The organism is Aquabacter spiritensis (assembly GCF_004346185.1).
In the GTDB taxonomy this organism is placed as follows: Bacteria; Pseudomonadota; Alphaproteobacteria; order Rhizobiales; family Xanthobacteraceae; genus Aquabacter; species Aquabacter spiritensis.
In genome coordinates, this window is sequence record NZ_SMAI01000001.1 from 560,916 (window position 1) to 583,835 (window position 22,920).

At 68.7% G+C, this 22,920-nt stretch carries 19 protein-coding genes; 13 read left to right on the plus strand and 6 right to left on the minus strand.

What is annotated here, in order from left to right; translation table 11 throughout:
• Nucleotides 1-165: 165 nt before the first annotated feature.
• The 9 genes from EDC64_RS02645 to EDC64_RS02685 all read left to right on the plus strand — a co-directional run bounded on the left by EDC64_RS02645 (nt 166) and on the right by EDC64_RS02685 (nt 11,818).
• Nucleotides 166-1,527 (plus strand): CmpA/NrtA family ABC transporter substrate-binding protein, encoded by a 1,362-nt coding sequence (locus EDC64_RS02645; protein WP_132029558.1) that lies wholly within the window; start codon nt 166-168, stop codon nt 1,525-1,527.
• Between the two features lie 168 nt (nt 1,528-1,695).
• Nucleotides 1,696-2,604, plus strand: coding sequence for a nitrate ABC transporter permease (ntrB, locus tag EDC64_RS02650; RefSeq protein WP_132029560.1), 909 nt, complete (start codon nt 1,696-1,698; stop codon nt 2,602-2,604).
• A gap of 10 nt (nt 2,605-2,614) precedes the next feature.
• A complete protein-coding gene (locus EDC64_RS02655) occupies nt 2,615-3,409 on the plus strand; it encodes an ABC transporter ATP-binding protein (RefSeq protein ID WP_132029562.1) in 795 nt (264 codons plus the stop codon).
• A 28-nt stretch (nt 3,410-3,437) separates the two neighbouring features.
• A complete protein-coding gene (locus EDC64_RS02660; RefSeq protein ID WP_132029564.1) occupies nt 3,438-3,866 on the plus strand; it encodes a globin family protein in 429 nt (142 codons plus the stop codon).
• Nucleotides 3,867-3,872: 6 nt separating this feature from the next.
• Nucleotides 3,873-5,114 carry an NAD(P)/FAD-dependent oxidoreductase gene (locus EDC64_RS02665; protein ID WP_132029566.1) on the plus strand — a complete coding sequence of 414 codons (1,242 nt, stop codon included), beginning with the start codon at nt 3,873-3,875 and terminating at the stop codon, nt 5,112-5,114.
• A gap of 12 nt (nt 5,115-5,126) precedes the next feature.
• The gene (locus EDC64_RS02670) at nt 5,127-6,884 is read left to right on the plus strand and encodes a NirA family protein (RefSeq protein ID WP_132029568.1); all 1,758 of its coding nucleotides are present in this window, start codon (nt 5,127-5,129) and stop codon (nt 6,882-6,884) included.
• On the plus strand, nt 6,881-8,497 hold the full coding sequence (locus EDC64_RS02675) for a sulfite reductase subunit alpha (protein ID WP_132029570.1): 1,617 nt from the start codon (nt 6,881-6,883) through the stop codon (nt 8,495-8,497). The genes EDC64_RS02670 and EDC64_RS02675 overlap by 4 nt, the downstream gene beginning before the upstream one ends.
• A gap of 57 nt (nt 8,498-8,554) precedes the next feature.
• Entirely contained in the window at nt 8,555-11,230 is a 2,676-nt protein-coding gene (locus tag EDC64_RS02680; RefSeq protein ID WP_132029572.1) for a nitrate reductase, read from the plus strand.
• A 102-nt stretch (nt 11,231-11,332) separates the two neighbouring features.
• Entirely contained in the window at nt 11,333-11,818 is a 486-nt protein-coding gene (locus EDC64_RS02685; protein ID WP_132029574.1) for a peroxiredoxin, read from the plus strand.
• Nucleotides 11,819-11,867: 49 nt separating this feature from the next.
• On the opposite strand, the gene EDC64_RS02690 is transcribed toward EDC64_RS02685, so the two are convergent.
• Nucleotides 11,868-12,074, minus strand: coding sequence for a YdcH family protein (locus tag EDC64_RS02690; protein ID WP_132029576.1), 207 nt, complete (start codon nt 12,072-12,074; stop codon nt 11,868-11,870).
• A gap of 301 nt (nt 12,075-12,375) precedes the next feature.
• On the opposite strand from EDC64_RS02690, the gene EDC64_RS02695 reads away from it, so the two are divergent.
• Both EDC64_RS02695 and EDC64_RS02700 read left to right on the plus strand, forming a co-directional pair.
• On the plus strand, nt 12,376-12,555 hold the full coding sequence (locus EDC64_RS02695; RefSeq protein WP_132029578.1) for a YdcH family protein: 180 nt from the start codon (nt 12,376-12,378) through the stop codon (nt 12,553-12,555).
• A gap of 131 nt (nt 12,556-12,686) precedes the next feature.
• Nucleotides 12,687-14,507 carry an ABC-F family ATP-binding cassette domain-containing protein gene (locus EDC64_RS02700; RefSeq protein WP_132029580.1) on the plus strand — a complete coding sequence of 607 codons (1,821 nt, stop codon included), beginning with the start codon at nt 12,687-12,689 and terminating at the stop codon, nt 14,505-14,507.
• A gap of 37 nt (nt 14,508-14,544) precedes the next feature.
• Here the strand turns inward: EDC64_RS02700 and EDC64_RS02705 are convergent, their stop codons facing one another.
• The 4 genes from EDC64_RS02705 to EDC64_RS02720 form a co-directional block, all read right to left on the minus strand.
• The gene (locus tag EDC64_RS02705; protein WP_132029582.1) at nt 14,545-15,138 is read right to left on the minus strand and encodes a hypothetical protein; all 594 of its coding nucleotides are present in this window, start codon (nt 15,136-15,138) and stop codon (nt 14,545-14,547) included.
• Between the two features lie 104 nt (nt 15,139-15,242).
• Complete coding sequence (gene eutB / locus EDC64_RS02710) at nt 15,243-17,429, minus strand: ethanolamine ammonia-lyase subunit EutB (RefSeq protein WP_132029584.1); 2,187 nt, start codon at nt 17,427-17,429, stop codon at nt 15,243-15,245.
• A 106-nt stretch (nt 17,430-17,535) separates the two neighbouring features.
• Complete coding sequence (alr, locus tag EDC64_RS02715; RefSeq protein ID WP_132029586.1) at nt 17,536-18,636, minus strand: alanine racemase; 1,101 nt, start codon at nt 18,634-18,636, stop codon at nt 17,536-17,538.
• Nucleotides 18,633-20,117 (minus strand): replicative DNA helicase, encoded by a 1,485-nt coding sequence (locus EDC64_RS02720; protein WP_132029588.1) that lies wholly within the window; start codon nt 20,115-20,117, stop codon nt 18,633-18,635. The genes alr and EDC64_RS02720 overlap by 4 nt, the downstream gene beginning before the upstream one ends.
• A gap of 211 nt (nt 20,118-20,328) precedes the next feature.
• Between EDC64_RS02720 and EDC64_RS02725 the strand changes: the two genes are divergently transcribed.
• Together EDC64_RS02725 and EDC64_RS02730 are read left to right on the plus strand one after the other, a co-directional pair.
• Nucleotides 20,329-21,255: an ABC transporter ATP-binding protein gene (locus tag EDC64_RS02725; protein ID WP_132029590.1), complete on the plus strand. Its 927-nt coding sequence runs from the start codon at nt 20,329-20,331 to the stop codon at nt 21,253-21,255.
• Entirely contained in the window at nt 21,255-22,016 is a 762-nt protein-coding gene (locus EDC64_RS02730) for an ABC transporter permease (protein ID WP_132029989.1), read from the plus strand. The genes EDC64_RS02725 and EDC64_RS02730 overlap by 1 nt, the downstream gene beginning before the upstream one ends.
• A 346-nt stretch (nt 22,017-22,362) precedes the next feature.
• On the opposite strand, the gene EDC64_RS02735 is transcribed toward EDC64_RS02730, so the two are convergent.
• Nucleotides 22,363-22,734 (minus strand): DUF2019 domain-containing protein, encoded by a 372-nt coding sequence (locus EDC64_RS02735; protein ID WP_132029592.1) that lies wholly within the window; start codon nt 22,732-22,734, stop codon nt 22,363-22,365.
• Nucleotides 22,735-22,920 lie beyond the last annotated feature (186 nt).

The window sequence follows — 22,920 nt, forward strand, 5'->3', positions numbered from 1 at the left end:
ATGTGTATTCCAGGCGCGGCCAACGATGTCCGCGCCAAGACATATGTCCCAATGACGGGGCACCCGCAGCAGAGCCGCTGACACCCGATGGCCGTAGGCCGTCGAGGAGTCTGCGGCTTTTTTCGTTTCGGGTCTCGTACGACTGGCGACCAACAGGGGAACAGAATGACCGACGCTTCCGATCCCAAATCCGGCGATTCAAGGTCTGGCCCGGCCGCGATTCCGGCCGCATCGCTCTCCCGCCGCGCGCTGCTGAAGGGCAGTGCGGCGGCGCTCGGCACGGCGGCGGTGCTCGAAGCCGCCCGCATCGCCTTCCCGGGCGGCGTCCCGTCGGCCTATGCCGCCGAGGGTCCGGAGACCACGAAGGCGGTGCTCGGCTTCATCGCGCTGACCGATGCCGCGCCACTGTTCGTGGCGAAGGAGAAGGGGATCTTTGCAAAATACGGCATGACCGACGTGACGGTCGCCAAGCAGGCCTCCTGGGGCACCACCCGCGACAATCTCGTGCTCGGTGCGGAAGGCAACGGCATAGACGGGGCGCACATCCTCACCCCGATGCCCTATCTCATCTCGGCCGGCAAGGTGACGCAGAACAACGTCCCGACCCCGATGTACATCCTCGCCCGCCTCAACGTGAACGGGCAGTGCATCTCGGTCGGCCAGGAATATCTCGACCTCAAGATCGGCCTCGACACCAAGCCCTTCAAGGCCGCGCTCGACAAGAAGAAGGCCTCCGGCAAGCCGGTCAAGGCGGCGATGACCTTTCCGGGCGGCACCCACGATCTGTGGATCCGCTATTGGCTCGCGGCCGGCGGCATCGACCCCGACAAGGACATCGAGACCATCGTCGTCCCGCCGGCCCAGATGGTGGCCAATATGAAGGTCGGCACGATGGACTGCTTCTGCGTCTGCGAGCCGTGGAACGAGCAGCTCATCCACCAGAAGATCGGCTACACCGCGCTCACGACCGGCGAGATGTGGAAGGACCATCCCGAGAAGGCGTTCGGCATGCGCGCCTCCTACGTGGACAAGAATCCCAAGGCCGCCATGGCGCTGCTCAAGGCGGTCATGGAAGCCCAGATGTGGTGCGAGAAGATGGAGAACCGCGCCGAAGTCGCGGCGATCTGCGCCAAGCGCCAATGGATCAACGTGCCGGTCGCCGACGTCACGGACCGCATGCTCGGCAAGTTCGACTATGGCACCGGCCGGGTGGTCGAGAAGAGCCCGGTCATGATGAAATACTGGGCCGACGCCGCCTCCTATCCCTATCAGAGCCACGACCTCTGGTTCATCACCGAGGACCAGCGCTGGGGCAAGTTCGAGCCCGACTACGACGCCAAGGCGCTGATCTCCAAGGTCAACCGCGAGGATCTCTGGCGCGAGGCGGCGAAATCCCTGAACGTGTCGGCCGCCGACATTCCGACCTCGACCTCGCGCGGTCTCGAGACCTTCTATGACGGCAAGGTCTTCGACCCCGCCAATCCGTCGGCCTATCTCGCGAGCCTCGGCATCAAGCGCATCGCCTGACAGAGCGGCGCCCCTCCGCGCGGAGGGGCGCCTCGCCTTGGAGCCTGATCCGGTCATGTCGCACGGCATGATCGGGGAATCAGTCTCTAAATCATTGGTAGAGAACGTTTTTGACCAACTGCCCCGCAGTTCGATCGGAACGTGCCCTGGCATTTTCGGAGTGAGCCGATGACCACACCCGCTTTGAAACTGACCGGACGAGACGCCCCTCCGCGCGCCGGCGGCGCGGCGACCGCGACCGTGGTCGCGATGCCGAGCCCGAAGCGCAAGCCGGCGGCCGACCGCATCCTGCCGGTGCTCAGCAGCATCGCCGCGAACGTCCTGCCGCCTTTGATCGTGCTGACGGTGCTGGTCGGCCTGTGGCAGATCCTGTGCAGTTCGCCCACCTCGCCTCTGCCCTCGCCCACCGCCATCCTCGACAGTTCGTGGGAGCTGATCGTCGATCCCTTCTACGATCGCGGCGGCCTGGACAAAGGCCTGTTCTGGCACATCCTCGCCTCGGTCCAGCGCGTCGCGGTCGGCTATTCGCTCGCGGTCGTCGTCGGGGTGGCCCTCGGCACCTTGATCGGCCAGTCCACCTGGGCGATGCGCGGCCTCGACCCGCTGTTCCAGGTGCTGCGCACCGTGCCGCCGCTCGCCTGGCTGCCGCTCTCGCTCGCCGCTTTCCGCGACGGCCAGCCGGCGGCGATCTTCGTCATCTTCATCACCGCCATCTGGCCAATCATCATCAATACCGCGGTCGGCATCCGAAATATCCCGCAAGATTATCGCAACGTCGCGGCGGTTCTTCGGCTCAATCCTATCGAATTCTTTGTGAAGATTATGGTCCCCGCTGCGGCGCCCTACATCTTCACGGGTCTTCGCATCGGCATCGGCCTGTCCTGGCTCGCCATTATCGCAGCGGAAATGCTGATCGGCGGCGTCGGAATCGGTTTCTTCATCTGGGATGCGTGGAATTCGTCGCTGATCGGCGACATCATCGTGGCGCTCATCTATGTCGGCATCGTCGGGTTCGTGCTCGACCGCATCATTGCCGGCCTCGGCGCCATCGTCACCCGCGGCACCGCCGCAGCCTGAGGAGGCCGCCATGACCAGCTATCTCAAGCTCGACCATATCGACAAGACCTATAGCCGCGGCGGGACGACGACCAACGTCCTGAAGGACGTGACGCTGGAGATCCACAAGGGCGAATACGTCTCCATCATCGGCCATTCCGGCTGCGGGAAATCCACGTTGCTCAACATCGTCGCCGGGCTGACCGACGCGACCAGCGGCGGCGTGCTTCTGGAGGACCGGGAGGTGAATTCCCCCGGCCCCGACCGCGCCGTGGTGTTCCAGAACCATTCCCTGCTGCCTTGGCTGACCGTCTACGACAATGTCCGCCTCGCCGTGGACAAGGTGTTCTCCGGCACCCGCACCCGCGCCCAACGGCACGACTGGACCCTCCACAATCTCGAACTGGTGCAGATGGCCCATGCCAAGGACAAGCGTCCCGGCGAAGTGTCGGGCGGCATGAAGCAGCGCGTCGGCATCGCCCGCGCGCTGTCGATGGAGCCGAAGGTGCTGCTGCTCGACGAGCCGTTCGGCGCCCTCGACGCGCTCACCCGCGCCCATCTGCAGGACAGCGTGATGCAGATCCACGCGACGCTGGGCAACACCATCCTGATGATCACCCACGATGTCGACGAAGCGGTCCTGCTCTCCGACCGCATCGTCATGATGACCAACGGCCCCTCGGCCCGGATCGGCGAGGTGCTCGACGTCCACCTCGCCCGCCCGCGCAAGCGGCTCGATCTGGTGACCAACGCCACCTACCTCAAGGCCCGCGAGGCGGTGCTCAAATTCCTCCACGAGCGGCACCGCTTCGTGGAAGCCGCCTGATCTTTCCACCCAGCCACGGAGGACTTCCATGCGTCCCAGCCAAGTGGAACTTATCCAGTCTTCGTTCGCGAAGGTCGCCCCGATGTCCGAACAGGCGGCCGGGCTGTTCTATGGCCGGCTGTTCGAGATTGCGCCGGAGGTGAAGCCCATGTTCCGGGGCGACATCGCCGAGCAGGGCCGCAAGCTGATGGGGACCCTCGCCGTCGTGGTGAAGGGCCTGTCCAACCTCGATGCGGTGGTACCGGTGGCGCAGGTCCTGGCGAAGCGCCACGTCGCCTACGGCGTGAAGGACGAACATTATGCGCCGGTGGGCGCGGCGCTGCTCTGGACGCTGGAACAGGGTCTCGGCCCCGATTTCACCCCCGAGGTGAAGGACGCCTGGACGCAGGCCTATGGCCTCCTCTCCACCGTCATGATCGCCGCCGCGGCCGAGCCCGTGCCGGCCGAGCCGGTTTGAGCCGCCATGCCCCGCTCGGCGCCCTCGACCTCGTCCGCCGCCCCCGCCGAACCGCTGCTCGTGATCGGCAACGGCATGGCGGCGGCGCGGCTCTGCGAGGAGCTGGTGCGCCGGGCGCCGGGCCGCCACGCCGTCACCGTGATCGGCGCCGAGCCGCACCTCGCTTATAACCGCGTGCTGCTGTCCGACGTGCTCGCCGGGCGCACCGGGCGCGCCGAGATCACGCTGCACGACGCGGATTGGTGGCGCGCCCACGGCATCGGCGTGATCGCCGGCATGCCGGCGACCGCGATCGACCGCGTGGGCCGCGCCGTCGTCCTCGCCGACGGCCGGCGCCTGCCCTTCGCCCGCCTCGTTCTGGCGACCGGCTCCGACGCGATCCGGCTGCCGCTGCCCGGCGGCGATTTGCCGGGCGTCACCACCTTCCGCGACATGGCCGATGTCGAGACCCTGCTGTCCGCCGCCCGGCCGGGCGTGCGCGCCGTGGTGATCGGCGGCGGCCTGCTCGGCATCGAGGCGGCGAGCGGCCTCGCCCGCGCCGGCGTCGAAACAACCCTGGTTCATCTCATGGACCGGCTGATGGAACGCCAGCTCGATCCCCGCGCCGCCGATTTGCTGTGCCGAGCGGTGGCGGCGCAGGGCATCACCGTGGTGCTGGGCGCGGCGAGCGCCGCCATCGAGGGCGACGGCCGGGTCGCGGCGCTGCGGCTCGCGGACGGGCGCCGCCTGCCCGCCGATCTCCTGGTGATGGCCTGCGGCGTTACGCCGAAGATCGGGCTCGCCATGGCGGCCGGGCTCGCCTGCCGGCGCGGCATCCTGGTCGACGATACGCTCGCGACCGACGACCCCGCCATCTTCGCCATCGGCGAATGCGCCGAGCATCGCGGCGCCTGCTACGGGCTCGTCGCCCCGGCCTATGAGCAGGCGGAGGTGCTCGCGCGGCGCCTCGCCGGGGAGGACGCGGCCTATCCCGGCAGCGTCGTGTCGACCCATCTGAAGGTCTCCGGCGTGTTCGTCTTCTCGGCCGGGGACATCGCCGCGCCGGGCGAGGAAATCGTCCTCGCCGATCCCGGCCTCGGCCTCTACCGGCGCCTCGTGCTTCGCGACGGGCGCCTCGTCGCCGCCGTGCTCTATGGCGACACCGCAGACGGCCCCTTCTATCTCGACCTCATCACGAACCGCACCCCCATCGCCGCGATCCGCGCCGACCTGGCCTTCGGCCGGCTCGCCTGCGCACGCGTGGCGTAGAAGGCAAGACACATGAGCGGCGATTTCACCATCGACCAGAAGCGCTATCTTGAGGGCTTCGTCTCCGGCGCCCAGGCGGTCCGCACGGCGCGAACCGGGCCGGGCGCCGCGCCTGCCGTGCCGACCGGGCCGGACGCGGCCAGCCACGCCGCCATGGCCCGCACCGAGGCCGAGGGCCGCAAGCTCTGCCCGGAGGAGAAGGCAAAGCGCGAAGAACTCGGGCTCGACAGCTATTCGCGCATGAAGGATGCCGCCGCGGCCGGCGCATTCCCGAAGGGCGCAGACATCCTGCGCTGGAAATATCATGGGCTGTTCTATGTCGCCCCGGCGCAGGACAGCTTCATGTGCCGCCTGCGCATGCCGAACGGCATCCTCACGCATTGGCAGATGCGCGGCATCGCCGACATCGCGCAGGCGCATGGCGGCGCCTATGCCGACGTGACCACCCGCGCCAATCTCCAGATCCGCGACATTCCCGCGACCGACGGGGTGATCCTGCTGGAGACGCTGGTCGATCTCGGCCTCACCGCAAAGGGCTCGGGCGCCGACAATATCCGCAACGTCACCGGCACCCCGACGGCCGGCATCGACCCGCAGGAACTGCTCGACACCCGGCCCTATGCCCGGGAGTGGCACCATTACATCCTGAACAATCGCGACATGTACGGGCTGCCACGCAAGTTCAATGTCGCCTTCGACGGCGCGGGACGGATCGGCGCGCTGGAGGACACCAACGATATCGGCTTCCAGGCGGTCGAGGTGGCGGACGGGTTCGGCCTTGCGCCGGGCATCTGGTTCCGCCTCGCCCTCGGCGGCATCACCGGCCACCGCGACTTCGCCCGCGACACCGGCATCGTCGTCCGGCCGGCGGACGCGACCAAGGTCGCCGCCGCCATCGTCCGGGTCTTCATCGAGAGCGGCGACCGCACCGACCGCAAGAAGGCGCGGCTGAAATACGTCCTCGACACCTGGGGCTTCGCGAAATTTCTCGCCGCGGTCGAGGCCAAGCTCGGCGCCGCCCTCCCCCGCTGCCCCGCCGAGGCCGTTGCACCGCGTCCCGAGCCGGACCGGATGGCGCATCTCGGCGTGCATCCCCAGAAGCAGCCGGGGCTGAACTGGATCGGCGTGGGACTGCCCGTCGGCCGCATGACGTCGGCACAGATGCGCGGCCTCGCCGACGTTGCGGCCGGCATGGGCGACGGCGATCTGCGGCTCACGGTCTGGCAGAATGTGCTGATCTCCGGCATCCCCGACGCCCATGTCGCGGCGGCGGCGGAGGTGATCGCGGGGCTCGGCCTCACCGCCGCGCCCGACGCGCTCCAGGCCGGCCTTGTCGCCTGCACCGGTGCGAAGGGTTGCCGCTTCGGCAATGCCGACACCAAGGGCACGGCGCGCGCCATTGCCGCGCATTGCGGGCCGCGGCTCGCGCTCGACCAGCCGGTCAACATCCATGTCACCGGCTGCCACAATTCCTGCGCCCAGCATTATATCGGCGATATCGGGCTGATCGGCGCGCGGGTGGCGGTCAATGACGAGGGCGACACGGTCGACGGCTATCATCTGCTGGTGGGCGGCGGCTTCGGCAGCGCCGCGGCGCTCGGCGACGAACTCTATCGCGACCTCCCCGCCGCCGAGGTGCCGCGCCGGGTCGAGGGCCTGCTCAGGGCCTGGCTCGCGCACCGGCTTCCCGGCGAAGCCTTCGCCGCCTTCACCCGCCGGATCCCGGCCGACACCCTGACATCGCTCGCCGCCGCGGAGCCTGCGGAATGATCCTCCAATCGCCTCCCGCCGTGGTGCCCTATCTCCCCGAAAGTGCACCCTTCACGCCCGAACAGCGGGCCTGGCTCAACGGCTTCTTCGCCGGAATCTTCTCGGCCGATGCTGCGCCCGGCGCGACCGCCCTGTCGGCGGAAGCTTCCGCCGCTTTGATGCCCGGAGGCCCCGCCGCAGCGGCCGAAGACGACGGCGCGCCCTGGCACGACGCCGCGATGCCGCTCGGCGAGCGCATGAAGCTGGCCGAGGGCCGGCCGCTGGCGCGGCGCATGATGGCCGCGATGGCCCAGCAGGATTGCGGACAGTGCGGCTATCTCTGCGAGACCTATTCCAAGGCGATCGCCGACGGCACCGAGACCGCGCTCAATCTCTGCGCCCCCGGCGGCAAGGAGACGCTGCGCATGCTCAAGGCGCTCGCGGCCGAGCAAAGCGCGGACGGCGCCGCGCCCACCGCAGCGCCCGCCGCTTCGGCACCGCCCGTCGCGGCCCCCGCCGCGCCGCGCGGCACCCGCGAAAATCCCGGCGAGGTGACCTTTCTCGGCCGCACCCGGCTCAACAAGGACGGCTCGGCCAAGGAGACCTGGCACATCGAGTTCGATCTCGCCGGGTCCGGCATCGATTACGCGGCGGGCGACAGTTTAGGCCTGTTCCCGGTCAATGATCCCGGTCTCGTCGCGGCGGTGCTGGCGGCACTCGACGCTCCCGCCGATTATCCGGTCGGCGAAACCACGCTCGGGGCGGCGCTGAGCCACGGCGTCTGTCTCAAATCGGCACCCGACGCGCTGTTCACCCTGTTCTCCTATCTCACCGGCGGCACCCGGAAGGCGAAGGCCCGCGCGCTCGCGGCGGGCGAGGATCCCGACGGCGACGCCGCGACCCTCGACGTCCTCGCCGCGCTGGAGAAATTCGCCGGGACCCGGCCCGATCCCGAGGCGGTGATCGAATGTCTCGAACCGCTCCAGCCGCGGCTCTATTCGATCTCCTCCAGCCCGAAAGCGACGCCCGGCCGGCTCTCTTTGACGGTGGACGCGGTGCGTTATGAGGCCGGTGGCCGCACCCGGCTCGGCGTCTGCTCCACCTTTCTCGGCGGACGGGTGCCGCCGGGCACGCGGATGAAGGCCTATCTGCAGAAGGCCCACGGCTTCGGCCTGCCGGCGGAGTCCGCGCGCCCGATCATCATGGTCGGGCCGGGCACCGGCATCGCGCCGTTCCGCGCCTTCCTGCACGAGCGCATGGCGACCCGCGCACCGGGCCGGAACTGGCTGTTCTTCGGCCATCAGCGGCGCGACACGGATTTCTTCTACGAGGACGAGCTCGCAGGGCTGCAGGCGGCGGGCGTGCTGACCCGGCTCGACACCGCCTGGTCGCGCGACGGCGCGGAGAAGGTCTATGTCCAGGACCGCATCCGCCAAGCGGGAGCGGAACTTTGGGCCTGGCTCTCGGACGGCGCGCATTTCTATATTTGCGGCGACGCCCAGCGCATGGCGAAGGATGTCGAGGCCGCATTGGTCGATGTGGCTGCGGCGCAGGGTGGCCTCGCGCGCGCGGCGGCGGCGAACTTCCTCGCCGATCTGAAGAAAGCCGGCCGCTATCAGGCCGACGTCTATTGAGGGGGGCGGGATGGGCAATGCCACCATGTCGGCGCGCGGCACGATGAGGCGCGCGCGATGAATGCGCTCGCCGATCCCGGCGCGGTGCGCACCACCTGCCCTTATTGCGGCGTCGGCTGCGGCCTCCTCGCGACCCCCGACGCGGCAGGCGGCGCCGCGATCGCGGGGGACGCGGTCCATCCGGCGAATTTCGGCCGCCTCTGCTCCAAGGGCGCGGCGCTCGGCGAGACGATCGGCCACGAAACCCGACTGATCGAGCCGATGATGCGGCACGGCGAGGGCCCGCTCGGGCCGGTCTCCTGGGACGCCGCCCTCGACCGCGTCGCGGACGGTCTGCGATCGACCCTGGCGCGCCACGGCCCGGAGGCGATCGCCTTCTATCTCTCGGGCCAGCTCCTGACCGAGGATTATTACGCCGCCAACAAGCTCGCCAAGGGCTTCCTCGGCACCGCCAATGTCGACACCAATTCCCGCCTGTGCATGGCCTCCTCGGTCGCCGGCCACAAGCGCGCCTTCGGCTCGGACACCGTGCCGGGCAGCTATGAGGATCTCGATGCGGCCGATCTGATCGTGCTCGTCGGATCCAATGCCGCCTGGTGCCATCCGGTCCTGTTCCGCCGCATGGCGGCCGCCCGCGCGGCGCGCGGCACCAGGATCGTGGTGATCGATCCGCGCCGCACCGCCACCGCCGACGAGGCCGACCTCGTCCTGCCGATCGCCCACGGCACCGATACCGATCTGTTCTGCGGCCTTCTGGTCCATCTGGCCGACACCGGCGGCATCGATGCGGCCTATGTGGCGGCCCACACCCAGGGTCTCGATGCCGCGCTCGCCGCCGCCCGCACGCGCGTGCCCGACATCACAGCGACCGCGCGCGCGACCGGCCTGGCCGAGGCGGACGTCGCCCGCTTCTTCGCCTGGTTCCGCGAGACCGCCCGCAGCGTCACGTGCTATTCGCAGGGCGTGAACCAGTCGGCGCACGGCACCGACAAGGTCAATGCGATCCTCAACTGCCATCTCGCGACCGGCCGCATCGGCCGGCCCGGCATGGGGCCGTTCTCGCTGACCGGCCAGCCCAACGCGATGGGCGGACGCGAGGTCGGCGGCCTCGCCAATCAGCTCGCCGCCCATATGGGCTTCTCGCCGCCCGAAGTGGACCGGGTGCGCCGCTTCTGGGACGCGCCGGCCATGGCGGCGAGCGAGGGCCTGAAGGCGGTCGACATGTTCGCCGCGATCGGACGGGGCGAGATCAAGGCGCTGTGGGTGATGGGCACCAATCCGGCGGTCAGCCTGCCGCGGGCCGATGCGGTGCGCGCCGCGCTCGGCCGCCTCGATCTGTTCGTCCTGTCGGAGAATGTGCGGACCAACGACACCGCCGCCTGCGCGCCGCATGTCGTGCTGCCGGCCGCCGCCTGGGGCGAGAAGGACGGCACCGTCACAAATTCCGAGCGGCGCATCTCGCGCATGCGCCCCTTCCTCGACCGGCCCGCGGGCGTTCGCCCGGATTGGTGGGCGCTGGCGCAGGTGGCGCGGCGGCTCGGCTTCGGCGCCGCCTTCGCCTGGACCCGGCCGGCCGACATATTCCGCGAGCATGCGGCGCTCTCCGGCTTCGAGAATGGCGGCACCCGCGACTTCGACATTTCCGCGCTCGCCGGCCTCTCGGATGCCGCCTATGAGACGCTGGAGCCGGTGCAATGGCCGCTGCCGGCCGGCGGAGGGGCGACCGCGCGCCTGTTCGCCGAAGGCGGCTTCTTCACCCCCGACCGCCGTGCCCGCCTCGTCGTGCCCGCCACCGCCGCGCCCCCCGCAGGGGAAGCGGAGCATCCGTTCCTGCTCAATACCGGCCGCATCCGCGACCAATGGCACACCATGACGCGCACCGGCCTGTCGCCGCGCCTCTCGGCCCATCTGACCGCGCCGTTCGTCGCGGTCCATCCCGACGATGCCGCGCCGCTCGGCCTCGCCGAGGGCGACCTCGCCACGGTGGCGACGCGCCACGGCCGCGCGGTGCTGGAAGTGCGGGGCGATGCCGGGCAGCCGCGGGGCACGCTGTTCGCGCCGATCCATTGGAGCGCGGCCAATGCCTCCCACGGCCGGGTCGGGGCGCTGGTGCACGACGCGCGCGATCCGATTTCCGGCCAGCCCGATTCCAAGGCGACGCCCGCCACCCTCGCCGCCTATGCCGCGCCGTATCGCGGCTTCATCCTCGCCCGCACCGCTTTGGCGCCGCCGCCGGGAAGCTGGTGGGCGCGCCTGCCGGTCGCAGGCGGCCATGCCTGGCGCATCGCCGGGGGCGACGGCCCCGACCTGTGGCGCGATTGGGCGCGCGGACAGGTCGGTGCCGCCGCCTTGGCCGAGTTCTCGGACCTCTCCGGCGGCCAGTATCGCGCCGCCGCCTTCGACACCAATGGCCGCCTCAGCTTCGCCCTTATGATCGGGCCGAAGGGTGCCGTCCCCGCCTGGGACGCGCTGAAGGACCTTCTGGCGGGGGACCGCGTCGGCGAGGCCGACCGGAGGCTGATCCTGTCCGGACGTTCCGGGGCAGGAACCATGCCTTCGGGCCCCCTGGTCTGCGCCTGCTTCGGGGTCGCCCGCGATGCTATTGCGGCGGCGATCCGCGCCGGAGCGCACGACGCGGCGGCGGTCGGGGCGGCGCTGAAAGCGGGGACCAATTGCGGCTCCTGCCTGCCGGAGGTGCGCGCTTTGATCGCCGAAACCCTGCAACCGGCCTGAGGCCTGGCCGCTCCCCCTTTCGCGACGGCGAAATGTTTCTATTCTGCACCCGCCGCGGCCGGGACTTCCGATCCGGCCACGGCGCATTTTGCGGAGAGAACCATGTCCATCTCAGTCGGCGACACTTTGCCCTCGGCCACCTTCCGCGTGAGCACGGCCGATGGGCCGGTGCCCAAGACCACCGACGACGTCTTCAAGGGGCGGCGCGTGGTGCTGTTCGCGGTGCCGGGCGCCTTCACCCCGACCTGCCACAAGAACCACCTGCCCGGCTATGTCGCGCGCGCCGACGAATTCAAGGCGAAGGGCATCGACACCATCGCGGTCGTGTCGGTGAACGACCCGTTCGTGATGAGCGCGTGGGAGAAGGCCTCGGGCGCCGAGGGCAAGATCCTGTTCCTGGCCGACGGCGTCGCGGAATTCTCCAAGGCGCTCGATCTCACCTTCGACGGCTCCGCCGCCGGGCTCGGGCTGCGCTCCAAGCGCTATTCGATGCTGGTCGAAGACGGCGTCGTGAAGATTCTGAACGTCGAAGACGTGCCGTCCAAGGCCGACATTTCGAGCGCCCAGGCGCTGCTCGGCCAGATCTGACCAGCCGCATGCCGCCCCATGGCCGTCCGCGGCCATGGGGAGCGGCGGGTCAGGCGATGATGTCGGGGAAGAGTTCGTCCTCGAGATGGGTGATGCGGTCGCGCAACTGGAGCTTTCGCTTCTTCAGCCGCTGAATCTGCAGAATGTCCGACCCCGTCACCGCCATCAGCGCGGAGATCGCGGCGTCGAGATCCCGATGTTCCTGGCGCAGACGCTCCAGGAGCGTGCGCAACTCGCGTTCCTCGTCGCTGGTCATTCAGGAATCCGCAGCGCTCCATCGGGCCGATGGCTAGCGAATATGGCATGGGCGGCCGCACCTGCAAGCGCTTGTTCGGCGCCGCCCCCGCCGAATCCGCCACACACACGCCTCGGTGGCATTTCTTCATTTCGAAACAATGCCTTGAACGCCTCTGCCATGACGCCGCGCGCGCGGCGGACAAGGAGCGTTCGAAACCCGGCCGTGCTGCGCCGCAGCGTCTTTCGTTACCCCAGGGTGGTCGACTCTTCGCCGCCTCCATGACAGACTGATGTCCGTTGCAGACACGGAGACGCGCCTTATGTCCGTCCAGTCGCACATTGCAGAGCTTCAGCGTCGTCACGCGGCTCTCGAGACTGAAATCAACAAGGAACTCGCCCATCCGGCGACCGATCCGCTCCGGCTCGCCGAGCTGAAGCGCCGCAAACTCGTCCTGAAGGACGAGATCCGGCGCCTCGTCGGACCCGTCACGGTCCACTGACCGGCGGGGACGCGGGGACGGAGCCACGCGGCGTCGGTTTCGCCGTTCGTGGAGAGATCCTCCGTGCGCGGCGCGAACGGAATTCCGGGCTTGCCTTGCGCGCAGGTCGCCGGGTGCTCTAAGTCGGGCGCATGGCTCCTCCGCTCATCCAGCTTCAGGATATTCATCTGCGCTTCGGCGCCACGCCCCTGCTCGACGGGGCGGACCTCGCCGTCGCGCCTGGAGACCGGCTGTGCCTCGTCGGGCGCAACGGCTCCGGCAAGTCGACGCTGCTGCGCATCGCCGCTGGCCTGATCGAGCCTGACAGCGGCTCGGTGTTCGTCCAGCCCGGCGCGACGGTGCGCTATCTGCCGCAGGAGCCGGACTTTTCCGGCTTTTCGACCGCGCTTGCTTATGTCGAGGCGGGGCTCGGACCGGGCGACGAGGCCTATCGCGCCCGCTATTTGCTCGAACAGCTCGGCCTGACCGGCGAGGAGGATCCCGCCCGCCTCTCCGGCGGCGAGGCCCGTCGCGCCGCGCTCGCCCGCGTGCTGGCGCCCGAGCCGGACGTGCTGCTGCTCGACGAGCCCACCAACCATCTCGATCTGCCGGCCATCGAATGGCTGGAAAGCGAGCTGAAGGGGCTGCGCTCGGCCCTCGTCGTGATCAGCCATGACCGGCGCTTCCTCCAGACCCTCTCGCGCGCGACCGTCTGGATCGACCGCGGCGCCACGCGCCGGCTCGACCAGGGCTTTTCCGCCTTCGAGGGCTGGCGCGACCAGGTGCTGGAACAGGAAGAGACCGACCGCCACAAGCTCGACCGCAAGATCGTGGCCGAACTCGACTGGCTGCGCTACGGCGTCACCGCCCGCCGCAAGCGCAATGTCCGCCGCCTCGGCCAGCTCCATTCGCTGCGCCGCGACCGCAGCGAGGAGCGGCGCGGGCCGGGCGCGGTCAAGATCACCGTCACCGAGGCCGACGCCTCGGGAAAGCTGGTGATCGAGGCCAAGGCCATCTCCAAGAGTTTCGACGGCACGCCCGTGGTGCGCGATTTTTCCACCCGCATCCTGCGCGGCGACCGGATCGGCATTGTCGGCCCGAACGGCGCGGGCAAGACCACGCTGCTGAAGATGCTGATCGGCGATCTCGCGCCGGACGGCGGCACGGTACGGATCGGCGCCAATCTCGAGATCGCCGCGCTGGACCAGAAGCGCACCGCGCTCGATCCCGAGACCACCCTGCGCGCGGCCCTCACCGGCGGCGGCGGCGACACGCTCATGGTGGGCGGCCAGCCCAAGCATGTGATGGGTTATCTGAAGGACTTCCTGTTCACCCCGGACCAGGCGAATTCGCCGCTGCGCGTGCTCTCCGGCGGCGAGCGGGCGCGGCTGATGCTGGCCCGGGCGCTGGCGTTGCCGTCCAACCTCCTGGTGCTGGACGAGCCGACCAACGATCTCGATCTCGAAACCCTCGATCTCCTCCAGGAAATGGTCGCGGACTATCCCGGTACGGTGCTTCTGGTCAGCCATGACCGCGACTTCCTGGACCGCACCGTCTCCTCGGTGATCGCCGCCGAGGGCGATGGCCGCTTTTCCGAATTCGCCGGCGGCTATTCCGACATGGTGTCGCAGCGCGGCCGCGGGGTCGAAGCCAAGTCCCGTCCGGACGCGGCACGTCCGGACGCCGCCCGCGGCGGCGAGAAGGCCGCCGCGCCCGCCGACCGGGCGGAAAAGAAGCGCCGCCTCTCCTTCCACGAGAAGCACGCCTTGCAGACCCTGCCGAAGCAGATGGACGGGCTGCGCGCCGAGGCGCGCAAGCTGGAGGCGGCAATGGCCGACCCGACCCTCTATGCCCGCGACCCCGCCCGCTTCGAGGCCGCCTCGAAGGCACTCGCCAAGATCCAGGCCGACCTCGAGGTGGCGGAAGAGGAATGGCTGCGCCTGGAAATCCTGCGCGAGGAGGTCGAGGGCTGACGGTCGCGACGGCGGCTTCGCCCGGCGCCGGATCGCCTCAGAGCGGCAGACCGGCGCCGATCGTGGCGAGGACGGCGACGATCAGCCAGGCGAGGTTCGCCCGCTTGGTCCGGACCAGAAGCAGCGCGACCATCGCGACCAGAGCGAGGCCGTTCATCGGCCCCGAAATCTGGCCTCCGCCACGCGCCTCCTCGATCTCGACATCGGCGAGCGCCAGGCCGATCGCGCAGGCGAGGCCGATCAGATTGACCGCCATCAGCCCGCCGATCACCAGCCGCCGCACTTTCATGTAATAATCGTCGAAATCCCGCCACTGCCCGACCTCGGCGGGAAGCACGAAGGTGGAGACGGCGAAATAGGCGCCGCTCACCAGAACGAGGCCGAACAGGCCGAGTTCGTCGGCCGGCAGATGCGGTCCGATGGCGGCGAAATTGAACCAGAACGTCACCTGGTCGAACAGCGTCAGCAGCACCAGGAGCGGGATCAGCGCGCCGATCCGGAGCGGTGCGCGGTCGGCGTGCTCGACGCCGTACCAGACCCGGCAGACCCGCGCGACGCCCTTCAGCAATTCGGCGATCGACAGGCCGAGCAGGATGGCGAAGACCCGCGACAGGAGATCGAACCCGCTCATCCGCCCCTCGCCGCCCCGCTCCCGACGCGGCACGGATTAGCCGACGCCCCCGCCTTCCGCCAAGTCCCTGCCCGATCCCCGCCAAGCCCCCGCCGAAGGCAGGGTCACGCCGCCTGGCGCAGCGCACTCTCCAGCCGGTTGCCGGCCGCCTTGAGAGCGAGGATCTGCTGCACCTTCTCGGCGATCTGCCGCGCCGCCTCGAGCGGCGGCAGGCCGCCGTCATAGATGTTCGAGATCACGCTGTATTCGTAGCGGATGTCCGGATTTCCGCTGAAGACGGCGGCACTGGCCTGGGTCTCCGGATCCTCCAGACGATAGGCGAGATAGGCCGACATGGAGCGCGACGCACGGGCATCGCCGCCGGGGCGCTCGCCGATCAAGGTCACGACGATCCGCGCCTGCACCGCATCGCCCACCGGCTCGGCCGCCTTCACCCGGCCGAACGGCAGGAGCAGCGGCTCGGCCGAGGAAATGCCCGCCCGGTCGAGACGCGCCAGCAGCGCCGGCACGAGATCGGGAATGTTGTGGTGGATCGCCTCTGCGGACAGCCCGTCCGAGACCAGGATCTGGACGTCGGCCCGCACCGCCTGAAGCTCCGCGAGCACCGCCGCGTCGAGGCCGGCGCCGGCATCGGGCTGGGCGAGATGATCGGCGCGGCTCGCCGCGCGGCTGGCGATGCGGCGGAACGGCACGCCGCCGAGCCGGGTGGGGTCGAGATCGGCATGAATCGCCTCGCGGGCGATGGCGAGGTTCGCCCGCACCGTGCGCGACACCGCATCGGCGGGGCGCGGCCCGGCATTGTCGAAGCCATGGGCGCCCGGCACCTTTTGCATCAGATCCGCGAAGGCCGGCGCCGACCGGCAGAACAGGCGCGGATCCCCCCAGGACGGCCCGCGCACCACGCCGCCCTCGGCATCGCGCGCGAAGATGCCCTTGCCGATCGCCCACTCCAAAAATTCCGGCGCCGGGGCGAGGCCGTGCACCTCGCGCAGCGTCTGGTCGTCGTGGCCGGACGTGTCGAAATAGGCCAGCATGCGGTCGGTGGTGAGGTAGACGTCCATGAAGAAATTGGCGCCGGCCGCCGCGAGCAGCTCGGTCGCCATCTGCTGGCCTTCCATGGTGATGTCGGAATGCAGCGTGTAGCAGGGCGCCATGCCCATGGGCAGGCCCATCAGCTTGCCCATGAAATGGTCCTGGAGATTGGAATAGATCATCTCGAAATTGTCGCGGTGCGTCTCCGGCCCGATGAAGCCGGTCACATTGTTCACCATGAACGGGTCGTAGCGCCGTGCGAGGCCGTAGCACAGCGCCTCGCAGGTCGTCATGTCGATGCCGTTATGCTTGCCGTAGGTCAGTTCACTGCCCTGCCCCGTCTCGAAATACATGAAGTTGCAGTCCGGACCGAGCGGACCCTTGGCGGCCATCGCGGCATAAGCGGCATCCAGCAGCGGCACCGTGACGTCGAATTCTTCGGTCAAGGTGCGCTCGGTTCCGGCGAGGCTCTGGAACAGGATCTCGACCGGCGCCCCCTGTTCGAGGCAGGCCAGCTGGGTCTTCACATGGGCGAGCACGCAGATCTGTGTCGGCGCGCCGGTCTCGCGGCGTAAGGCGTCGAGGTGGAACAGGATCGCCGAGACGTTCTGCAGCGTATCCACCGCCGGATTGACGCCGAGGATGGCGTCCCCCGTGCCCATCGAGAGCCCGGCATAGACCAAGGCGGTGATGCAGGAGAGGTCGTCGGTCGGATGGTTCGGCTGGAGCCGGGAGGAGAGCGTGCCCGGCAGGCCGACCCGCGTGCGGGCGGTGGCGGCGCGCTTCGCCTTCTTCGCCACCAGGATCAGTTCGTGCACGTCCATGATCTTGGCGAGCGCCGCCGCCATCACGCCGGTGAGGCCGCCGCCGAGCCGGCGCACCTCGGCCGGGCCGGCGCGCAGCAGCCGGTCCTTCAGGGCGCCGAGCGTCAGCGGGGCAATCTCCACGAAGGCGTCGGGATCGATGGCGTAGTTCGCCCGCATCACGTCGTCGACCCGGCCGGACGGATCGGTCAAAGGCCGGTCGTGGAGATGCTGGAGCGTCAGTCCGGCAAGCAGGGACCTGGCGGCCTCGCGCTCCACCTCGCTGCGGGCGGCGAGCCCGGCATGGCGCTCGCCCGCTTTGGCGAGGTCGGCGGCGCCCAGAAGCGCCTTCAGCCCGACAAAGGCGAAGGCGCGGTCGAGCAAGGTGATGCGATAAGTCTCGTCCGCCGCCGGGACGGGCACCGCGATCTGGGAGAGAGGCGTCAGCGTCCGCATCGGAGCCTCGCATGCGCTTCGCCGCCGTCGCGGCAGTCACCTGGAAAACCATATTCTCCCAAGGAAAAGCGCTTGCCAAGCGGGCCGACCGAAGGGCCGGCGCGCCCTACCCGCCGAGATACAGGCGGCGATAGCGCGGCCCGAGCGACGTCAGGATCTCATAGCCGATCGTGCCGGCATGCGCGGCGAGGTCGTCGACGCCGATCCCGTCGCCCAGGATCACCGCCATGTCGCCGCGCGCGACCGCGTCCTCGGGCAGATCGGTGACGTCGACGGCGGTCAGGTCCATCGAGACCCGCCCCACCAGCGGACAGCGGCGGCCGGCGAGGATCGCCTGCGCGCCCGGCCGGTCGTCGCTGGACCCGGCCGCGCGCAGAAACCCGTCGGCATAGCCGAAGGACAGGATCGCGATGCGGCTCGCGCGCTTCAGCCGCTCGGCCGCGCCATAGCCGACGCTGTCGCCCGGCACGCCCCGGCGCAGCTGGATCACCGGGACTTCGAGCCGCACCACCGGCTGCAGCGGCGGCTGCCCCGCGACCGCCACCCCGCCATAGAGCGCGATGCCGGGCCGCGCGAGATCGAAATGCAGATCCCGCCCACCGAGGCAGCCGGCGGAATTGGCGAGCGAGGCCGGCACGCCGGGAAACGCCGCCGCGACCGCGGCGAAGAGGGCGCGCTGGATCGCGGTCAAAGGATGGTCCGGCGTGTCGGCGCAGGCGAGATGGCTCATGAGCAAAGCCGGCGTGAAGCCGGCGCCCGCCGCCGCCAGCGCGACGGCCTCCTCGGTCGACAGGCCGAGCCGGTTCATCCCGGTGTCGACATGCAAAGCGGCGGGACAGTCCGTGCCGTGCGCGGCACAGAGCGCCGCCCAGTCGGCGACCTCGGCCGGGCTTCCGAGCACCGGGCGCAGCCGCGCAGCCGGATAGGTGGCGGCGGTGCCCGGCAGCAGGCCGCCCAGCACATAAATCGTCGCCTCGGGCAGGACGGCGCGCAGCGCCAGCCCCTCGGCGAGGAGCGCGACGAAGAAGGTGCGCGCGCCGGCCTTCCACAAAGCGGGGGCGGCATGAGCGATGCCGAGGCCGTAGGCGTCGGCCTTCACCACCGCGCCGCAGGCGGCGGGGGCGACCCGCATTGCGAGGCTGCGCCAATTTTTGGCGAGCGCGTCGAGATCGATCGTCAGGCGCGCGGCGTCGCAGGTCGTGCTCATCGCCGGTCGGGCACCCTGTCCTCGCGGGCGAGATTGGCGAAGCGGGTGAACTGCGCCTCGAAATGCACCTTCACGGTGCCGGTGGGGCCGTGGCGCTGCTTGCCGATGATGACTTCGGCGGTGGCTTCCGCCGCCTTCATGTCGACCTCCCACTTGAACCATTCTTCGGTGCCCGGCTTCGGCTCCTTGTTCTTCAGATAATATTCCTCGCGGAACACGAACATGACGACGTCGGCGTCTTGTTCGATCGAGCCGGATTCGCGCAGGTCCGAGAGCTGCGGGCGCTTGTCGTCGCGGCTTTCCACCTGACGCGACAATTGCGAGAGCGCCATGATCGGCACCTGGAGTTCCTTGGCGAGCGCCTTCAGCCCGGTGGTGATCTCGGTGATTTCCTGGACCCGGTTCTCGGACGCCTTCTTGGCCGAGCCCGAGAGGAGCTGGAGATAGTCCACCACCATGAAATCGAGGCCGCGCTGGCGTTTCAGGCGGCGGGCGCGGGCGACCAATTGGGCGATCGAGATGCCGCCGGTATCGTCGATATAAAGCGGGATGACCTGCATGGTCTGGGCGGCGGCGGCGAGCTTGGAGAAGTCGCTCTCGGAAATGTCGCCGCGGCGCACCTTGTAGGAGGGGATCTCGGTCTGCTCGGAGAGGATACGGGTGGCGAGCTGCTCGGCCGACATTTCCAGCGAGAAGAAGCCGACAATGCCGCCGCTCACGGTCTCGATCGAGCCGTCGGGGCGGGTCTCGCCACGATAATTTGCGGCGATGTGATAGGCGATGTTGGTGGCGAGCGCGGTCTTGCCCATGCCGGGGCGGCCGGCGAGGATGATCAGATCGGACGCCTGGAGCCCGCCCATCTGCTGGTCGAGATCGTCGAGGCCGGTGGCGACGCCGGAGAGATGGCCGTCGCGCTGGAAGGCGCGGCCCGCCATGTCGACCGCCTCGCGCAGCGCCTCGCCGAAGCGCAGGAAGCCGCCATCATAGCGGCCGGTCTCGGCGATCGCATAGAGCCGCTTCTCGGCCTCCTCGATCTGGTCCTGCGGACTCGCCTCGACCGGCGCGTCATAGGCGTCGGTGACGATTTCCTCGCCGATCCGGATCAGTTCGCGGCGCACCGACAGATCGTAGATGGCGCGGCCATAATCCTCGGCATTGATCACCGTGGTCGCCTCGGCGGCGAGGCGGGCGAGGTAGCGCGGGCCGTTCAGACCGGCGACGTCGAGGTCGGCCGGCAGGAAGGTCTTCAGCGTGACCGGGGTCGCGACCTTGCCGGCGCGCACCAGGGCACCGGCCAGCTCGAAGATGCGGGCGTGGATCGGCTCGAAGAAATGCTCGGGACGCAGAAAGTCGGAGACCCGGTAGAAGGCCTCGTTGTTCACCATGATGGCGCCGAGCAGCGCCTGCTCGGCCTCCACATTGTGCGGGGCCTGGCGGTAGGAGGGGTCGAGCGGGCCCTTCTGGGTCGTGAGATCGAGCATGCTGCGCCTTCTGCGGGATGGCGGACAGATGTAGCAAACTCCAGCCGCTTTCCCCTTGCCGAACCGTTAAAAGCCTCCCGCTGTCCCGCGCGAAGAATCGCGGGGACAAGTCCGAGACAGGCTACACCCGCCGCTTGTGTGAGGGAATCGCAAGGCAGGCTTGCAAAAGCGCCCGCGCAATCGTCATCGGCCTGGGCTATAGACACGCGCCATGCAGCCCATCCTCAGTGTCCAAAACGTCTCCAAGACCTATGAGGGCGGCTTCGTCGCCCTGAAGAACGTCTCGCTCGACCTCAGCCAGGGCGAAATCTTCGCCCTGCTCGGGCCGAACGGGGCCGGCAAGACCACGCTCATCTCGATCATTTGCGGCCTCGTCAACATGACCGAGGGCCGGATCGCCGTGGCGGGGCACGACATCGTCGCCGATTACCGCGCCGCGCGCGAACTGATCGGCCTGGTGCCGCAGGAATTGAAGACCGATTCGTTCGAAACGGTCTGGGCCACGGTGTCGTTCAGCCGCGGCCTGTTCGGCAAGAAGCGGAACGACGCGTATATCGAGAAGGTGCTGCGCGACCTCTCCCTCTGGGACAAGAAGGACAGCAAGATCATGACCCTTTCGGGGGGCATGAAGCGCCGCGTGCTGATCGCCAAGGCGCTGTCCCACGAGCCGCGCGTCCTGTTCCTCGACGAGCCGACCGCCGGGGTCGACGTCGAGCTGCGCCGCGACATGTGGCGGCTCGTCAGCGCGCTGCGCGCCGCGGGCGTCACCATCATCCTCACCACCCATTATCTGGAAGAGGCGGAGGAGATGGCGGACCGGATCGGCGTCATCCGCAAGGGCGAATTGATCCTGGTCGAGGAGAAGACGGCGCTCATGCGCAAGTTCGGCCAGAAGCGGCTGACCATCCAATTGACCGCGCCGCTCGCCGCCGTCCCGCCGGCGCTCGCCGGCCATGGTCTGGAACTCGCGCCCGGCGGGCAGGCGCTGATCTATGCCTACGGCACCACGAACGGCAGCCATGCGCCGGTCTCGGCCCTGTTCCACGATCTCGACCAAGCCGGCCTCGCTTATAAGGACCTCGACACCGAGCAATCGACGCTCGAGGACATCTTCGTCGATCTGATGCGGGGGGAATGATGAACATCCACGCCATCGGCGCCATCTACCGGTTCGAAATGGCCCGCACCGGGCGCACCCTGCTTCAGAGCGTGGTCTCGCCGGTCCTGTCCACGTCGCTCTATTTCATCGTGTTCGGCTCGGCCATCGGCAGCCACATGAACGCGATCGACGGGGTGACCTACGGCGCCTTCATCGTGCCCGGCCTGATCATGCTGGCGCTGCTCACCCAGTCGATCACCAATGCGGCCTTCGGCATCTATTTCCCGCGCTTCGTCGGGACGATCTACGAGGTGCTCTCGGCCCCGGTCTCGTTCGTCGAGATCACGCTCGGTTATGTCGGGGCGGCGGCGACCAAATCGATCGTGCTCGGCCTGATCATCCTCGCCACCTCGACCCTGTTCGTGCCGGTCCAGGTGCTGCACCCGGTCTGGATGGTGGGCTTCCTGGTTCTGACCGCGGTCACCTTCTCGCTGTTCGGCTTCATCATCGGCATCTGGGCCGACGGGTTCGAGAAGCTGCAGATGATCCCGCTTCTGATCGTGACCCCCCTCACCTTTCTCGGCGGCAGCTTCTATTCCATCGACATGCTGCCGCCGTTCTGGCGCAGCGTGACCCTGTTCAACCCGGTCGTCTACCTGATCTCCGGCTTCCGCTGGAGTTTCTTCGGCGTCTCCGACGTGAACATCGCCCTGAGCCTCGGCATGACCCTGGCCTTCCTGGTCGCCTGCCTCGTCGCGGTGTGGTGGATCTTCAAGACCGGGTATCGGTTGAAGAGCTGAGGGGACGGGGGGCGATGTGCCTGTCCCGTCGGCCCTTTCTTGCCGGCTTGCGTGTCGGGCGACAGGCCTGGCGGGACCCGGCCATCGGGCCCTGCCGATCGGGGCCGGCCGGCGATGAAGAAAATTTCCAGGGCGCGCTCCCTTTCCCACGCTGAAGAGCGGGTGGGTCGAGGGGGCGATCGAATCGGGCTTGCGCGCCGCGCGCCAGATCGATCCCGAGGCCCCGGTGGAAGGAAATCCGGAGATCAGGCCGGAGCAGAGGTAGTCGCCGCCACGGCGCGGCCCGTTCATGCCCGGTTCCCGCCGCCGAGCCGGAACCGGGGCCGCCGCCTTCGGCAAGACACGCTTATTCTGGCCGGAACCGCCCCGAATCGAGCCCCGAAAGCGTTGAGCCGGCGTCCATCGTAAACGGAAACCACTTGCTGTCTTTGATCTCCTGCAGCGTGCGCCGTGCCGCCTCGGGCGCCACGGCCAGTGTCTCATTCCCTGCCATGAGCCGCACCTGAATGTTTTCATGCGCAAGCAACGGGATCAAATCACGCCGCCGATCACCCAGCCGTTCTTTGAGCTCCTTTGCAATTTCAAGTATACGAGTAAATAATTTGTTGTACTTTGAAAATTTATTATTTTCAGATGCATCCTTTTGTTCAATTGCACCGTCCCTGAATGCAGCGACCAGCTCCTCCTCTGTCATTTCGGATAATGATTTTCGTTTCATGGCGCTATAACTCCTGCTTCCTTTAGGGCCTCGATGCCGATCCGTATATGCTCTTCAAACGGCCTTCCTTTCAGATAGTCTCGTGGGGACATATTTTCTGTATCTTTATTTGATCTTGCGAACGCGGACGTGGTGACCTGAGCGAGCCCCCTCCCCTGCCCTCCCCCGCACGCGGGAGAGGGAGCC

Excerpts from the sequence above, each read along its gene's own strand:
- EDC64_RS02655 (WP_132029562.1), top strand. The coding sequence starts at position 2,615 with ATGACCAGCTATCTCAAGCTCGACCATATCGACAAGACCTATAGCCGC.
- EDC64_RS02680 (WP_132029572.1), top strand. The coding sequence starts at position 8,555 with ATGAATGCGCTCGCCGATCCCGGCGCGGTGCGCACCACCTGCCCTTAT.
- EDC64_RS02735 (WP_132029592.1), bottom strand. The coding sequence starts at position 22,734 with ATGAAACGAAAATCATTATCCGAAATGACAGAGGAGGAGCTGGTCGCT.
- alr (WP_132029586.1), bottom strand. The coding sequence starts at position 18,636 with ATGAGCACGACCTGCGACGCCGCGCGCCTGACGATCGATCTCGACGCG.
- EDC64_RS02660 (WP_132029564.1), top strand. The coding sequence starts at position 3,438 with ATGCGTCCCAGCCAAGTGGAACTTATCCAGTCTTCGTTCGCGAAGGTC.
- EDC64_RS02720 (WP_132029588.1), bottom strand. The coding sequence starts at position 20,117 with ATGCTCGATCTCACGACCCAGAAGGGCCCGCTCGACCCCTCCTACCGC.
- EDC64_RS02685 (WP_132029574.1), top strand. The coding sequence starts at position 11,333 with ATGTCCATCTCAGTCGGCGACACTTTGCCCTCGGCCACCTTCCGCGTG.
- ntrB (WP_132029560.1), top strand. The coding sequence starts at position 1,696 with ATGACCACACCCGCTTTGAAACTGACCGGACGAGACGCCCCTCCGCGC.
- EDC64_RS02670 (WP_132029568.1), top strand. The coding sequence starts at position 5,127 with ATGAGCGGCGATTTCACCATCGACCAGAAGCGCTATCTTGAGGGCTTC.
- EDC64_RS02700 (WP_132029580.1), top strand. The coding sequence starts at position 12,687 with ATGGCTCCTCCGCTCATCCAGCTTCAGGATATTCATCTGCGCTTCGGC.
- EDC64_RS02665 (WP_132029566.1), top strand. The coding sequence starts at position 3,873 with ATGCCCCGCTCGGCGCCCTCGACCTCGTCCGCCGCCCCCGCCGAACCG.
- EDC64_RS02690 (WP_132029576.1), bottom strand. The coding sequence starts at position 12,074 with ATGACCAGCGACGAGGAACGCGAGTTGCGCACGCTCCTGGAGCGTCTG.
- eutB (WP_132029584.1), bottom strand. The coding sequence starts at position 17,429 with ATGCGGACGCTGACGCCTCTCTCCCAGATCGCGGTGCCCGTCCCGGCG.
- EDC64_RS02695 (WP_132029578.1), top strand. The coding sequence starts at position 12,376 with ATGTCCGTCCAGTCGCACATTGCAGAGCTTCAGCGTCGTCACGCGGCT.
- EDC64_RS02675 (WP_132029570.1), top strand. The coding sequence starts at position 6,881 with ATGATCCTCCAATCGCCTCCCGCCGTGGTGCCCTATCTCCCCGAAAGT.
- EDC64_RS02730 (WP_132029989.1), top strand. The coding sequence starts at position 21,255 with ATGAACATCCACGCCATCGGCGCCATCTACCGGTTCGAAATGGCCCGC.
- EDC64_RS02725 (WP_132029590.1), top strand. The coding sequence starts at position 20,329 with ATGCAGCCCATCCTCAGTGTCCAAAACGTCTCCAAGACCTATGAGGGC.
- EDC64_RS02645 (WP_132029558.1), top strand. The coding sequence starts at position 166 with ATGACCGACGCTTCCGATCCCAAATCCGGCGATTCAAGGTCTGGCCCG.
- EDC64_RS02705 (WP_132029582.1), bottom strand. The coding sequence starts at position 15,138 with ATGAGCGGGTTCGATCTCCTGTCGCGGGTCTTCGCCATCCTGCTCGGC.